This window comes from Candidatus Dormiibacterota bacterium, assembly GCA_035532035.1.
GTDB lineage: Bacteria > Vulcanimicrobiota > Vulcanimicrobiia > Vulcanimicrobiales > Vulcanimicrobiaceae > Tyrphobacter.
Window position 1 is genome coordinate 26,991 of the sequence record DATKRS010000009.1, and the last position, 14,951, is coordinate 41,941.

At 65.0% G+C, this 14,951-nt stretch carries 13 protein-coding genes; 10 read left to right on the forward strand and 3 right to left on the reverse strand.

Annotated elements, in window-relative coordinates; translation table 11 throughout:
• Positions 1–31 precede the first annotated feature (31 nt).
• Complete coding sequence (locus VMV82_02910; protein HUY40498.1) at positions 32–1,117, forward strand: isocitrate/isopropylmalate family dehydrogenase; 1,086 nt, start codon at positions 32–34, stop codon at positions 1,115–1,117.
• On the opposite strand, the gene VMV82_02915 is transcribed toward VMV82_02910, so the two are convergent.
• Genes VMV82_02915 through VMV82_02925 form a run of 3 tightly spaced genes read right to left on the reverse strand, consistent with a single transcriptional unit; the run spans position 1,114 to position 4,802 of the window.
• The gene (locus VMV82_02915; protein HUY40499.1) at positions 1,114–2,172 is read right to left on the reverse strand and encodes a DUF5671 domain-containing protein; all 1,059 of its coding nucleotides are present in this window, start codon (positions 2,170–2,172) and stop codon (positions 1,114–1,116) included. The genes VMV82_02910 and VMV82_02915 overlap by 4 nt on opposite strands.
• 40 nt (positions 2,173–2,212) lie before the next feature.
• Positions 2,213–3,055 carry an EamA family transporter gene (locus VMV82_02920; GenBank protein HUY40500.1) on the reverse strand — a complete coding sequence of 281 codons (843 nt, stop codon included), beginning with the start codon at positions 3,053–3,055 and terminating at the stop codon, positions 2,213–2,215.
• Between the two features lie 13 nt (positions 3,056–3,068).
• Positions 3,069–4,802 carry a ribonuclease J gene (locus VMV82_02925; GenBank protein HUY40501.1) on the reverse strand — a complete coding sequence of 578 codons (1,734 nt, stop codon included), beginning with the start codon at positions 4,800–4,802 and terminating at the stop codon, positions 3,069–3,071.
• On the opposite strand from VMV82_02925, the gene VMV82_02930 reads away from it, so the two are divergent.
• From VMV82_02930 to dnaK, 9 genes are all read left to right on the forward strand, one after another.
• On the forward strand, positions 4,801–5,082 hold the full coding sequence (locus tag VMV82_02930; GenBank protein HUY40502.1) for a hypothetical protein: 282 nt from the start codon (positions 4,801–4,803) through the stop codon (positions 5,080–5,082). The two genes, VMV82_02925 and VMV82_02930, sit on opposite strands and share 2 nt — an antisense overlap.
• Before the next feature lie 10 nt (positions 5,083–5,092).
• Positions 5,093–5,815 carry a hypothetical protein gene (locus VMV82_02935; GenBank protein HUY40503.1) on the forward strand — a complete coding sequence of 241 codons (723 nt, stop codon included), beginning with the start codon at positions 5,093–5,095 and terminating at the stop codon, positions 5,813–5,815.
• 13 nt (positions 5,816–5,828) lie between these two features.
• The gene (locus tag VMV82_02940; GenBank protein HUY40504.1) at positions 5,829–7,253 is read left to right on the forward strand and encodes a TolC family protein; all 1,425 of its coding nucleotides are present in this window, start codon (positions 5,829–5,831) and stop codon (positions 7,251–7,253) included.
• 16 nt (positions 7,254–7,269) lie between these two features.
• Positions 7,270–8,562: an efflux RND transporter periplasmic adaptor subunit gene (locus VMV82_02945; GenBank protein HUY40505.1), complete on the forward strand. Its 1,293-nt coding sequence runs from the start codon at positions 7,270–7,272 to the stop codon at positions 8,560–8,562.
• A 13-nt stretch (positions 8,563–8,575) separates the two neighbouring features.
• Positions 8,576–9,769: an ABC transporter permease gene (locus tag VMV82_02950; GenBank protein ID HUY40506.1), complete on the forward strand. Its 1,194-nt coding sequence runs from the start codon at positions 8,576–8,578 to the stop codon at positions 9,767–9,769.
• Entirely contained in the window at positions 9,766–10,965 is a 1,200-nt protein-coding gene (locus VMV82_02955) for an ABC transporter permease (protein HUY40507.1), read from the forward strand. The genes VMV82_02950 and VMV82_02955 overlap by 4 nt, the downstream gene beginning before the upstream one ends.
• Entirely contained in the window at positions 10,958–11,647 is a 690-nt protein-coding gene (locus VMV82_02960; protein HUY40508.1) for an ABC transporter ATP-binding protein, read from the forward strand. Before VMV82_02955 ends, VMV82_02960 begins: the two co-directional genes overlap by 8 nt.
• A gap of 33 nt (positions 11,648–11,680) precedes the next feature.
• Positions 11,681–12,874 (forward strand): trypsin-like peptidase domain-containing protein, encoded by a 1,194-nt coding sequence (locus VMV82_02965; GenBank protein ID HUY40509.1) that lies wholly within the window; start codon positions 11,681–11,683, stop codon positions 12,872–12,874.
• Between the two features lie 223 nt (positions 12,875–13,097).
• Complete coding sequence (gene dnaK, locus VMV82_02970; protein HUY40510.1) at positions 13,098–14,945, forward strand: molecular chaperone DnaK; 1,848 nt, start codon at positions 13,098–13,100, stop codon at positions 14,943–14,945.
• Positions 14,946–14,951 lie beyond the last annotated feature (6 nt).

The following is a 14,951-nucleotide window of genomic DNA, read 5'->3' on the forward strand; positions in this document are numbered from 1 at the left end:
GGAGCTTTTCGTCGCAGCGACAGGAGTTCATTTGACCGCGCCGACCATCGTCGTTCTCGAAGGCGACCAAACCGGACAGGAGTTGCTGACCGAAGCACTGCGCGTGCTCGACACGTCGGTTATCGATCTTCCGCTGACGTTCGAACGTTACGACCTCTCGCTGGAGCATCGGCGCGGGACGGAGAACCGCGTCGTGCTCGACGCGGCCGAAGCGATGGTGCGCCATCGCTTCGGCCTCAAGGCCGCTACCATCACCCCCGAACAGCTGGGCGACGTGGGCTCTCCGAACGCGCTGCTGCGCAAGGCGGTCGGCGGTAAGGTCATCGTTCGCACCGGCCGCAAGCTGCCGCGCGTGCGACCCGTCGCGGGAATTCACGCGCCGATCACCGTGGTGCGCATGGCGGTGGGGGACGCGTACGGGGCGCATGAGTGGCGCGAAGGCGAGGGCGACGCCGAGACCGCGAGCCGAACGGAGACGATCTCGCGCGGCGTCTGCCGCTACGTCGCCGAGTACTCCTTCGCGCACGCAAAACGCATCGGCGGCCGGGTCTTCGGAGGCCCGAAGTACACCGTCAGCCCCGTGTACGAAGGAATGCTCAAGGAAGAGATGGATGCCGCCGCCGCGCGCCATCCGGACGTTGCGTACGAGCCGCACCTCATCGACGCAACGTACGCGCTTCTCCTTTCGAATGCCGGCGACGATCCGCTCGTCATCCCGTCGCTCAACCGCGACGGCGATTGCCTCTCCGATTTGGTCATGCAGCTTTTCGGCTCGATCGCGGGCGCGGAATCGCTCCTGCTGTCGTTTCCCGATCGCGAAGAGAGCTTTACGCCGAACGTCGTGATGGCCGAGGCGCCGCACGGTACGGCTCCGCGGCTCTTCGGAAAGAACATCGCCGATCCGCTCGCGATGATTCTCGCCACGGCCGCGGTGCTCTCGTACGTCGACGACAAGCGTGCTGCAAACGCGTCACGCGCGATCTACGAAGCCGCCCTCGAAACCGTGCACGCCGGGATCGCGACGCCGGATCTCGGCGGCAACGCGACGACGACCGAGTTCACCGATGCGACGATCGAGGGCGTGAAGCGCAAGCTCGACGTCTGGTCGACGATCTAGGGAACCGTGGGGATGACGCTCGGAACGTTCGGCGCGGTCGCCGCTGAGAGCCGGTAGCAGTAGCGACCGGCCGGATGTGCCCATGGGTCGTTGCCGTTGACCTGACCGACGTTCGACGTGTCGAACGTCGCGCACACGTCGTACCACTGCGCGTTCTTGCGCGCGTACACGAACGCCGCGCCAGTCGCGGGGTCGCGTAAGCGGCTCGCGGGAGGCGCCAGCTCCGCAAGCGACGCCGGCGCATTTCCACGCGTGTTGATCGCCGTCGCGATAGCATACATGTCGCTCACCCTCTGCTCGTCCATCCTCAGCTGACGCTCGAACGCGGGCGCCCCGACGCCTCCGAATCCGACGGCGAGCGCGGCGATCACTGCCGTCAGCGCGAACGCGCCGAAGAAGGTGTTGTCGTTCCCCCGCCGTTCCCAAGCCCGCATGCTGCGCAAGTAGTACCAGAAGATTCCGCCGGCGACGACGATGAGCACCATGTACTGCAAGGCGAAACGCACCGTCAGATTTCCGGTGAGAAAGCTTTGCAGAAACAGCACCGCGTCGGAAAGGAGCGCGATGGCGGCGATCACGAGCGCTACGTACGTCAGCCATTTTCGCACGCCCGAGTCGAGTTCTTCCGGGCGCCGCGCCGTTTGGCGCGCTAAAATCCAGCTCACCAGCATGAAGATGGGGAAGCCGATGATGATGCTCGCCAGCTGGCCGGCGAGGTCGTAGCGCAGCGACGTGGTACTCTCGACATCCGTTGGGCTCGGGAACGCGCGCGTAATCGCGATATTGCCAAGCCAGATGAGCGCGATGCTCCAAAAGCCGAGCGACACGAAAGATACGAGGTAGAGGAATGCATCTCGCGCGTTCTCCATTCCCTGCCCTCGCGAGGGGACCGGCGCTCCGGTCTGCTGCGCGTAGTAGTCGGAGAACGCGCCGTAAATGCGACGCTCGGACCAGCCGTTCTGCTTGAGGAGATCTACCAGAAACGCATCGCCGGCGCCCTTGTTCTTCGCGTCGCGTATGAAGGCTGCGAGCTTTTCGCGATCCCCGGCGTGCACTGCCGTAGGGCATTCAGTAGGCAAAGCGCCGGGCCCCTGCTTACGCCGCGATCAGTGCGACGCCCACGAGCGCGAGCAGCACGCCCCAGCGCTGAACCCGCTGCAGGCGTTCGCGCAAGACGAGCCACGCGAGCACGACCGTGGAGGCGGGATAAAGACCCGTCAAGACCGACGCGATAGAAACGTAGCCGGCACGTGCCGAAAGCACGAAGAACGCATTCGCCGCCATGTCGAGAACGCCGCACAGGACGATCAGCGGCAACACGGGGACGCTCGTCCGCACGCTGCCGCGCAAGCCCGCGGCGATCGCCAGCAAGACGAGCACGGAGGCCGCACGGGCGGGCAGCAGAATGGCGACGCCGGACGCGGGGCTCGCGCGGCTCAAGAACAGGATGAAGCCGCCGATGATCAGGCCCGCGACGAGCGCTTCCCGCACGCCCTCGGTCGCGATCTCGCGCGTTCCACCTTCCCCTTCTTCAAAGGAAGCCGCGATCAGAACGACGGCGACGAGCGCCAGAAGCATGCCGGCGCCCTGCGTCACGTGAAGGCGCTCGCCGCGCACGAGGCTCGCGGCTACCGGCACCGCCGCGGCGAGCACCGCTGTGATGGGAGAGACGATGCCCATGCGCCCGATCGCGAGCGCGTGATAGAAGAGCGCGAGGCCGCTGCCGGCGCAAACCCCGGCGAGCGCGCCGAACAAGAGATCCCCTCGCGTCAGCCGCCAATGCGTAAACGCGAGAATTACAAAGAGCGCGAGCAAACCCGCTAGCTGCGAGATGATGGTGACGGCGAAGACCGCGCTGCGGCGCGCCGCCACGCCGCCGCAGAAATCGGCTGCGCCGTAAAAGACCGCCGCGAGCAGTCCGTAAACGACGGCAGCCACGACGCTCGGGTGGTTAGACTTCCATCACGAGCGGAATGACCACCGGCCGGCGCTTCGTCCGCGAGTAGATCGCTTTGCTGAGCGTGTCTCGCAGGTGTTCCTTCACGGTGCCGGGGTCGCGCATGCCTTCGACGGAGATCGCGTCGAGCGACGCGCGCAGCTCCGTGCGAAGCTCCTCGAGAACGCCGTCGGCTTCAGGTAAGTAGAAGACGCCTCTTGCGACGACGTCCGGCCCCGCGGTAACGCGCGCCTCTTCGGCGTCGATGGCGACGACGACGAGCACGATGCCATCGCCGGCGAGCGCGCGCCGATCGCGCAGCACCGCTTCGCCGATGTCGCCGATGCCCGACCCGTCGACGAGGACGTTTCCGCCGTACGCCTTCCCGACTTTGTCGCCGTACTCGAGCGTGAACTCTAGCACGTCGCCGTCTTCGGCGACGAAGACGTTCCCCGCCTCGACTCCCGTTCGCACCGCCAGCTTCCCGTGCTGGACGAGCATGCGATATTCGCCGTGGATCGGGACGAAGAACTCGGGGCGGACGAGATTGAGCATGAGGAGCAGCTCTTCTTGCGACGCATGCCCGGAGACGTGGGAGCGCCCGTCGGTACCGTGCACGACGGTCGCACCAAGCTTGTAGAGATTGTTGATCGTCCGGTACACGGACTTCTCGTTGCCGGGAATCGGCGTCGCGCTCACGACGACCGTGTCGCCCGAGACGATGCGCAATCGGTTATGGTCGCGAACCGACATGCGCGTAAGGCCGCTCATCGGCTCGCCTTGCGAGCCGGTCGTCATCACGACGATCTGCTCGGGAGGCAGCTCCTCGAGCTGCTCGGCCTTCATTGCCGTCCCGGGCGGAATGCGCAGGTGCCCGAGCTCGGTCGCGAAGTGCACGACGTTCTGCAGCGACCGGCCCAGGAAGACGATCTTTCGCCCGAAGCGCTCCGCTTGGTCGATGACCTGCTGGATGCGCGGAACGTTCGACGCAAACGAGGCGACGATGATGCGGCCCTTCGCGCGCGCAAAGATCGCCGCGAACGCCTCGCCGACGATCCGCTCGGAGAGCGTGTGGCCCGGTCGCTCGGCATTCGTCGAATCCGAGAGCATGCAGAGCACGCCTTCTTCGCCGACCCGCGCGATGCGCGAGAAGTCCGCGGGACGCCCGTCGATCGGCGTTTGGTCGAACTTGAAGTCGCCGGTGTGGAAGACGATGCCGGCAGGCGTGCGCAGCGCGAGCGCGCAGGCTCCCGCAACCGAGTGGTTGACGTGAATGAACTCCGCCTCGATGCTGCCGAATCGTACGCGCTCGCCGGGAACGACCGTACGAAAGTCGACGTCGCCGAGCTTGTGCTCGCGCGACTTGGCCTTGATGAGCGCGATCGAGAGCGCGGTGCCGATAACCGGGATCCTCACGAACTCTTTCGCGAAATACGGAATCCCGCCGATGTGATCTTCGTGTCCGTGCGTTACGAGCAACGCGCGAAGCTTGTCCGCTCGCTCGCGGACGTAGCTGAAGTCGCTGATGACGATATCGACGCCGTACATCTCCTCGTCGGGAAACATGAGGCCGCAATCGACGACGACGAGGTCGTCGTTCGTTTCGATGACGGTCATGTTGCGGCCGATTTCACCGCATCCGCCCAGCGGCACGACGCGAACGTACGGCTCGTCCGGCGGCGCGGCGATCACCAGCTCCCTTGTTGCGGAGGCCGAGGCGCGTGAGGAATCGTTGGAGGTATTGCTCATGCTCGTTCTACGTCGCGTCCTTGCAGCGATCATCGTCGTCCTCCTCTTCAGCGGCGCCACGCCGCGACCGCGAACGCCGGAGGAACTCTACGCGCGGCGCGCGCTGCGGCGGGCCCGCCTCATCATCGAGCTGCGGCTGCTCGAGTTTCGCAAGGAGCGCCTGGAGTGCGTCCGCAGCGCGATTCTTCGCAATCTGCCGCCCGATCTTCGGCCTTCCGGCCGTATCGCCGAAGGCACTCGCACGCCTGATCCTGAAACTTGCGCCGAACTTTTGCGGTAAAGGAGCAGCGATGGACCCTGCCAAGAGCACGTCGGCGAGCGGCTTGCAGACCGTGGTCGATGTCATTCTCGCACCCTCGACGGCGTTCGAGCGCCTGCGCACCGCGCCGACGTGGGGTTGGGCGTTCCTCATCACCCTCGTACTCTATGCGCTCGCGTCGTATCTCATCACTCCGGCGATCGTCCACGGGTTTCAGACGGGCTGGCCCGCCATGGTAGCCGGCGATCCGCGCATGGCGCAGCTCTCGCCCGACAAACTGCAGCAAGCGCTCTCGTTCACACTGTGGATCCTGCATTTCACGTGGCTCCTCTCGATCGTCGGAACGCCTGTTGCAATCTTCTTTACGACGATCGTCATGCTCGTCTTCAATGCCGTCGGGCGCGGCTCGGCGTCCTTCTCGATGCTATGGGCAACGGCGGCGAACGTCAGCGTGCCGACGCTCGGGTTGGCCGGCGCGGTCCTGGCCGTTATCGTCCTTCTGCGCGGCGCGGATAGCTTCGGCTCCACGATGGCGGTAACCGAGGCGCTTCCGTCGCTCGCGTGGCTCGTCCCATCCGCCGGAGCCAAGGTCGTCGCTTTTCTCTCCGCGTTCAGCGTCTTTCAGATATGGGGAGCCGTGCTGCTCTACATCGCGATGCGCGTAACCGCGCGCGTCGGCGCGGTGCCGGCGGTATTGACGGCCCTTCTGCTACCCATCTGCGCGGGAATCTTTGCCTCGTTCGGCGCTCACTAGGAGTTTGTCGGGCGTGGGCCGGTTCGTTCTCGCGCTCGCCTGCGCCGCGATGGCGGTTGCTCCGGCAGTCGCCGACGCGCGCGCTCCGATAACGCTGCAGCAAGCCGTTTCGTACGCGCTCGCGCACGATCCGACGGTCGCCGCAAAATACGCCGCGGTCACGACGCAAGCGCACGCCGTCGCGGTGCAAGAGGGCCAGACGTTCCCCACCGTCAACGGCACGCTGCAGAGCATCCTGCAGAAGCAATCGAACTACGGCGGTGTCTACCAGCTCATCGGCGCTACGCCGCAGTCGAACTTCAGCCAGAACACCGCTTCGATTGGAACGAGCTACACGCTCAACGCCGCCGGCTTGGGCCTGATCCAGCTCGCCGCCGCAAACGCAACGCTCGCGTCGGCACGCGAGGACCTGGCACGCAGCGAGGATCTCGTCGCAAGCAACGTCACCGGCGCCTTCTTCGACGTCGCACAGAAGGTCGCGCTCGTGGCGCTCGATCGCTCCGATCTCTCGTATCAAAACGCACTCGTTTCTGCGGCACGCCTTAAAGAGCGAGCCGGAGTGGTTGCCGGCGTCGACGTGTTGCGCGCGCGGGTCGCGCAAGCGAAGAGCGCCTCGACGCTGGTCGGCGCCAAGGCCGACGCAGACAACGCGCGCGAAGCTCTCGCGCACACCGTCGGCCTTGCTCTCACCACGCCGTTTGCGATCCCTTCGGCCATTCCGGAGCCGCCGCTGCCCGACGGCACGATCGGCACGCTCGCGAGCATCGCGATGGCGCAGCGGCCCGACGTCGTCTCGGCGCGCAAGGCGTTGCTGAGCGCGCGAGAGACGCGCCGCGGATGGCTGCGCGAGTTCTTCCCGTCGCTGCAGATCTCGGCCAGCTTCGGAAACCAGTACTCTCCGACCGAGACGGTCACGCTGCAGCAAGAATTGGACGCGCAAATTGCCCAACAGAATCAGCTGCGGGCGGCGCTTCACCTACCCCCGCTGCCGTTTCCCATCGTGCCGCGCGGCAGCCCCGGCTTCTGGCAGATCGGGTTGACGAGCACCTTCACGCTGCCGATCGTCGACTACGGGCAGCGCCGCACCGAGCGCGTCAACGACGAAGCGCAAGTGGCCTCCGCGGAGGCGACGCTTGCGTCGGCCGTTTCCCAAGCCGAAGTCGACGTGCGCAAGCAGTATCGCGCCGCACGGACGGCGCAGGCGCAGCTTGCGTACGCTAAGCAGGAGGCCGCGCTCGGAGCTGAGTCCGCGCGCATCGCGCAGCTGCAGTATCGTAGCGGCGTCATCGCGCTCGCAGACGTCTTTCAAGCGCAACAGACCTCCGTACAGGCGCAAACGGACCTCATCGATGCGCGCGTGGCGTACGTAGACGCGCTCGTCGCACTGCGCGTAGCCGTCGGCACGTATGGTCCGCTCTCGGCGGTCGCAGATCTCTAGTGGCGAAAGGAAACGGATGCGTCAGCGTAACCTCTTGATCGTTCTCGCCGCGCTCGTCGTGCTAATAGCGATTGCCGTCTTCGCTCGCGGCGGGCACCAGCGGGGACTGGTCGTCACGACCGCGACCGTAACGTACGGCCCATTCGTCGTGAAGCTCGCCGAGAACGGCGTCGTGATGAGCCCCCATTCCGAGACGGTCCCATCGCTCGTCGCGGGCAACTTGCAGAGCCTCAACGTCCACGACGGCGATCGGGTCTATGCCGGAGAGCTGCTCGCCACCGTGTACAACCCGTCGCTTGCATACGCAGCGGCAGGATCGCAAGCCGACTACAGCTCCTCCGTCGCCGACGTTGGTACGGCGCAGGTCAACGAACAGAACGCGCGCGTCCAGTACCAGGCGCAGGTCGACACCGCGAAGTCGAGCCTCGACTTGGCGCAGCGCATTTACAACGAAGACGTCACGCTCTTCGACAATCAAGCGATCTCGCGAAATCAGCTCGACACCGATCGCTCAAAGCTCGATCAGGCGCGCGTCGCCTACCAGCAGGCGGTCGAGCAGCTCCGCCTCGGCGCGGTCAGCGGGTACGGTATCGCCAGCGTACGCACCGCGCAGGCGAACGCGCAAAAAGCCGCGATCCTCAACGCGCAGAATCAGCAGCAGCTTGCCTTCACGCGCATCTCGGCACCCTTCGACGGGATCATTCAAAGCGTCGCAGCCGACGCGACCGACCCGCTTCGCCCGATTCGCGTCGGCGCGCCGGTGTCGGCGGGCCAAGCACTCTTCACGATCTCCGCAAACGAGCGCTACATCGTGCGCGCGGAAGTCGACGAGCAGGACATCATCAACGTTCGCGTCGGGCAGAGCGCGACCGTCACCGGGGAAGATTTCCCAGGTCATGCGATACAGGGGCACGTCACGCAGATCGCGCCGATCGCAACGAAGTCGACCGACACGACGAGCACCGCGAAGCAGGTGCTCACGACGATTCAACTGGACACGTCGCCGGCATTCCTGAAAGACGGGATGAACGCCGACGTCGACATCCTCACGACCGATCTTCGCCGCGTGCTGAGCGTTCCCAACGCCGCGATCTCGACGCAAAACGGCGCGAGCTACGTGTTCGTGGTCAGCCACGGCGTGGCGCACAAGCGGCGGGTCACGACGGGGGCCCTCGGCGACACGCGCACCGTCATCGTCTCGGGGCTCTCGCCCGGCGAGAGGGTCGTGGCGCAGCAGTATCCGACGCTCTCCGACGGCGCCCACGTCGCGCCCACGACGAGCCCGTCTCCGCTCCCGCTGTCGACCTAAGGGAAGCTCTAGCGTGCATCGCATCCTCGCATACCTCGAGGAAGCCGTGACGTCGCTGTGGCGCAATCGCATGCGATCGCTGCTGACGATGCTCGGGATGATCATCGGAAGCGCGTCGATCATCACGGTCTTCGGAATCAGCCGCGCGACGACCAGCGGCATCGCGAGCACGTTTGGCTCCTTCGGAACCTTTCCGGTCATCGTACAGGCCGATCCCGCGCAAGACTATCCTTCGATCGCACAGATCCACTACGCCGACGTTCGCCCGGTCGCGCGGGCCTTGCAAGGCATCACGCCGTGGGTGATTCCCGAATGGAACCGCACGTATCTCACGACGTTCGGCAACAAGCACGACTACCCGTCGGTCGTTGCGACGAGCGGCTTTCACGACGACGGGATCGCGATGCAGCAAGGCCGTAAGCTGAGCCAAGAAGACGTCTCCACCGCCGCGCACGTCTGCGTGATCACCGCGGATCTCGGCGCGGAGTACTTCGGAACCGGAAATGCCCTTGGAAACTACTTGCGCATCAACGGCGGTCGCTACCGCGTCGTGGGCGTGTACTCGAACATTCGCGGCTCCTTCCTCAACTCGCTGGTCGGCAGCAGCACGGTTGCGATTCCGTACACGACGTTTCACCGCGACGTCGATCCCTCGCCGCCGGACTATATCTTGATCTACGCGCCGAGCGGAACGGAGGAAACGGCTGGAAAGCTCGCGATTGGCGCGCTGCAGCGCATTCACGGCCCCGGCGCCAAATACGTGACGCAAAACACGGCCGATTTGATCAAATCTTTCGAGAACGTTTTGAACATCGTGGGGGTGGGCCTCGCAGCGATCGGAGGCGTCGCTCTGATTGTCGCCGGTATCGGCATCATGAACATCATGCTGGTCTCGGTCACCGAGCGCACGCGCGAGATCGGCATTCGCAAGGCGGTCGGCGCCAGCCGTAACGACATCGCCCTCCAATTCCTCATGGAGTCCGTCGTGCTCGCGCTCGTCGGCGGCGGCATCGGCATGGTGATCGGCGTTCTCGTCACCGTCGGGGGCGCGTCGCTGCTCTCCCAACAGCTCGGCGAGATGATCATCCCGTACGTGTTCATCGTGAGCCTCGCCGTCGGCTTTTCGATCGTCGTCGGCGTGCTCTTCGGGACCTATCCGGCATTACGCGCCGCACGCCTCGACCCGATCGAGGCGCTTCGCGCATGATGTACGCGGCCGAAGCGCTGCGCGTGCTCCTTGCGAACAAGGTGCGGTCGCTCCTGACGGTCACCGGCCTGATCATCGGCGTCGGCGCGGTCGTCGCGATACTCGTTCTCGGCAAGAGCATGGGCGGAGCGGTGAACGCGGCGCTTGGCAATGTCGCCGACAACTCGTTCATCATCTTTCCCAACACGACGCAACGCAACTCGACGATGGCGAGCATTCGGCTGAGCGATCTCGACGCGATCAAGGCATCCATTCCGGGCATCGTCGACGCGCAGCCGCTGGGGTTCCACAGCGATCTCGTGCGCGCCGGCCACCAGCAGGCCCGGTACGGGATTTCGCCCGACGGGCCGATCCCGTTCAACACGACGCCGGTCGAGTACGGTCGCCGCTTCACCGACGCCGACGTCGCGACGGCGGCCCACGTGTGCGTCATCTCGAACGCCGTCTATCTCCGTCTCTTCCCAAACGGCGGCGACCCGACCGGAGAGAACATCTATGCCGGATCGCGGCGCTACGTCATCGTCGGCGTGCTGCAGCCGCCGCACCACGGGTTCATCAACGCGTCCTTCGGCTCGGACATTTCGATCCCGTGGACGACGTACGTACAGACGTACGTGCGCGGATCGACGGTCTTCGCGGGGCGCTTCATCGCCGCCAATCCCGCGGACATCCCCTCGCTGGAGCTCGCCGTGATGAACGCGCTACGTGCGCGCCATGGCGCAGCCCGCGGCCAACAGTATCAGACGTTCGACAAGGCCCAAATCACCCAGGGCATCAACGGTATCTTCAACGCGATGACGATGGTCGTCGCGTTGATCGGCGCCGTCTCGCTCGTCGTCGCGGGAATCGGCGTCATGAACATCATGCTCGTCTCGGTCGCCGAGCGCACACGCGAAATCGGCGTGCGAAAGGCCATCGGAGCGCGCGCATCGCAGATCCTCGCGCAGTTCTTCGTCGAGTCGCTCTTGCTCTGCGGCAGCGGGTGCGCCATCGGACTTGCGATCGGCCTCGCGATCGGTCAAGCCGTGAATCAGTTCGCGATCGTACGGCTCACGGGCGCGATCACGCCGATTCCGTGGCTCTCCGCCGTGGTGGTCGCAGCAGGCTTTGCGGTCGTCGCGGCGCTGGCGTTCGGCACGTACCCGGCGTATCGCGCATCGCGACTCGATCCGATCGAGGCGCTACGCTATGAGTGACGCGCCGGTGGTCGCGCTACGCGGGATCGTCAAAGTATACTCGACCGGCCCGCTCGAGCTGGAGGTCCTGCACGGCATCGATCTCACGATCGAACGCGGCGAGTACGTCGCAATCATGGGCCCGTCTGGCTCCGGCAAGTCCACGCTGATGAATCTCATCGGCTGCCTCGACCGGGCGACGCGGGGGCAGTATCTCCTCGACGGCATCGACGTCTCCGGCTTGGACGACAACGCGCTAGCCGAGATTCGCCTGCACAAGCTGGGCTTTGTCTTTCAGGGTTTCAATCTGCTCGGCCGCGCCGACGCGCTGAGCAACGTCGCGCTTCCTCTCTTTTACGCAGGGATGGCCCCGCGCGAGCGTAAGGCGCGCGCGATGGCCGTCATGACGGAGCTTGGGCTGGCAGACAGGGCAGGCCACAAGCCGAGCCAGCTCTCCGGGGGACAGCAGCAGCGAGTGGCGATCGCCCGGGCCCTCGTGAACGACCCCGCGGTTCTCCTGGCCGACGAGCCCACGGGGAACCTCGACTCCGCAACCAGCGAAGAACTTCTGCAGGTTTTCAGGAATCTCAATGCTGTAGGGCGGACCATCGTCATGGTTACCCACGACGAGAACGTCGCCGCCCACGCCCGACGAATCGTTAGGCTCCGGGACGGGAACATTGTAGCGGACGCTCCGCGTTAGTTTGAGAGAGAGGGTATGTCAAAGAATCGCATTTTGCCCGCGTTGATCATCGGGCTCGTTGGTGCCATCGTCGGCAGCTTCGCCATGATGCTCTATGCGAGCACGCATTTTTCCGGCGTCGCCGGGCCGAACAACGCTCCGCCGCCGGTCTCGGCCGCGCCGCTCACCGGCGTGAGCGACCAAGATCGCATCGTCAGCGCGGTGAAGCGCACGAAGGCCTCGGTCGTCGCCATCCAAGTCGAGATCAACGGGCAGCAGTACGTTCCGGTGGATCCGCTCATGCAGCAGTTCTTCGGAAACCAGGGTCCCGGCGTCGTCCAACCGTTTCACGGCCGCGCGTCCGGATCGGGCTTCGTCTACGACGCGCAAGGCGACATCGTCACGAACGCACACGTCGTGACCGCGCCCCAGGGCGGCCGCATTACGCGACTGACCGTGGTTTTCGCGAACGGCGACAAGGTGCCGGCGCACGTCATCGCTACGAACATCGACGCCGACATCGCGATCGTCAAAGTGGATCGGTACGGGAAGCTTCCGCCCCCGCTGCAGTTGGGCGACTCCGACCGGCTCGAGCAAGGCCAGTGGGCTATCGCAATCGGCGAACCGCTCGAGCTCCAGCAGACCGTAACGGTGGGCGTGGTCTCGGGATTCGACCGCGACGAGCAGATTCCAACCGAGGGCGGCGGTACGGCGATCGCCTTCAAGGGCTTGCTCCAGACCTCGGCTCCGATCAATCCGGGCAACTCGGGCGGCCCGCTCATCGACATCAACGGGCGAGTGATCGGCATCAACCAGTCCACGGTCCGTTCGGCGTTCGCGCAGGGCATCGGCTTCGCGATCCCTTCGAACACCGTGCGACGCGTCGTGGCGCAGCTCGAGGCGCACCCCGGCATCCATCAGGGCACGGGTCAGGGCTTTGTCGGCGTCGTGCTCGAGAACCTCAACGCCGGACTTCGCAACCAGATCGGCTACAGCGGGACCGCCGGCGTCGCCATCGTGCAGGTGGTCGGCGGATCGCCGGCAGACCAAGCGGGCTTGCAGCCGGGCGACGTCGTCGTCTCCGCAGACGGCAGAGGCTTCAGCTCGAACAGCGCGCTCAGCCACTACATCGCGTCGAGGCGGCCGGGGCAGGACTTGCGGCTCGACGTGTGGTCGCAAGGCGACCGCAAACTCGTCGTCGTGAAGTTGGCCGAGCGGCCGGCAGCTCAACCCATCCAGCAGCCGTAATCGAGGCCCCGAAAGGCGGCTCCTGCAACCCGCGCTTCACCGCGCGGGTTGCTTGATGTAGCCGGTCATCCTGGTATGATGACCGAGCGTCGCAATCGTCCGTAAGCGGCAAGGCGTATTCCGACTCACCCGAGCGTAACCTCCGCTCGAGCGCGCCGGGAGTAGCTGGTCCGGGACGAGTGCAGTACACAAATTTTTTTCACGAAAGAGGCACCAAAACTACATGGCAAAAGTGGTCGGCATCGACCTCGGCACGACGAACTCCGTCGTTGCCGTCATGGAGGGCACGCAGCCCGTCGTCATCCCGAACTCTGAGGGATCGCGCACAACGCCGTCCGTCGTCGCCTTCACCAAAACGGGTGAACGGCTCGTCGGGCAGCTCGCGAAGCGCCAAGCGATCACGAATTCGGATCGCACGATCTCCTCGATCAAGCGGCATATGGGCGAGGGCACCTATCACGTCAAGATCGACGGCAAGGACTACACGCCGCAAGAGATCTCCGCGATGATCCTCCAAAAGCTCGTCAACGACGCGAGCAACTATCTCGGCGAACGAGTGACGAAGGCCGTCATCACGGTTCCCGCGTATTTTAACGACGCACAGCGTCAAGCGACCAAGGACGCCGGCAAGATCGCCGGACTCGACGTGCTGCGCATCATCAACGAGCCGACGGCCGCAGCGCTTGCGTACGGGCTCGACAAAAAGGCCAACGAGACGATCCTCGTTTGGGATCTCGGCGGCGGCACGTTCGACGTCTCGATCCTCGAGGTCGGGGACGGCGTTTTCGAAGTCAAAGCGACCAACGGCGACACGCATCTGGGTGGCGACGACTACGACCAGCGCGTCGTCGACTGGCTCGTGACGAGTTTCCGTAAAGATCAAGGCGTCGATCTCGCCAAGGACCGGCAAGCGATGCAACGGCTGACCGAGGGCGCTGAAAAAGCGAAGATCGAGCTCTCTTCGGTCGTGCAGACGTCGATCAATCTCCCGTTCATCACGGCGGACCAGGAAGGGCCCAAGCATCTCGACTACGTCCTCACGCGGGCGAAGTTTGAAGAGCTGACGAGCGATCTCTCCGACCGGTGCATCGCGCCGTTCAAGAACGCGATCGCCGATGCGAAGCTCGACGTGTCGAAGCTCGACGAGATCATCATGGTCGGCGGCGCGACGCGCATGCCGGTCATTCAGCAACTCGTGCGCAAGCTGACCGGCAAGGAGCCTAACCTCACCGTCAACCCGGACGAAGTCGTCGCGGTCGGCGCGGCGATCCAAGCCGGCGTGCTCTCGGGTGAAGTGCGCGACATCGTTCTGCTCGACGTCACGCCGCTCTCGCTCGGCCTCGAAACGATGGGCGGGGTGATGACGAAGCTCATCGAGCGCAACACGACGATCCCGACGAAGAAGTCGCAGATCTTCACGACGGCCGAAGACGGGCAAACCTCGGTCGACATCCACGTGCTGCAAGGCGAGCGTCCGATGGCGGGCGACAACAAGACCTTGGGGCGATTTCGACTCGAAGGGCTTCCCGCGGCGCCGCGCGGCGTTCCGCAAATCGAGGTCACCTTCGACATCGATGCCAACGGTATCGTCCACGTCAACGCCAAAGACCTCGGCACCGGCAAGGAGCAGCAGATCACGATCACTGCGACGACGAATCTCACCAAAGACGAAGTCGATCGCATGGTCAAGGACGCCGAAATGCAAGCCTCGGCCGACGAGCGCAAACGCGAAGAGGCCGAGACGCGCAACCAAGCCTCGAGCCTCATCTACTCGACTGAAAAATCGCTGAAGGAAGTCGGCGACCGGCTCGACGCATCGGCCCGCGGCGACGTGGAGACGGCGCTCGCGGAGCTCAAGCGCGTGAGCGACAACGGGACCGCCGACGAGATCAAGCCTGCCGTCGAGCGTCTGCAGCAGGCGAGTTACAAGATGGCGGAGTTGCTCTACAAAGCGTCGCCGGGCGGTGACGGCGCCGCCCCGAGCGGTGAGGGTGCGCCGACGAACGGCGCGTCGTCCGGCGCGGGAGAGCAAGAAGACGTCATCGACGCCGAGTTCAAAGAGTCGAAGTAACCTCAC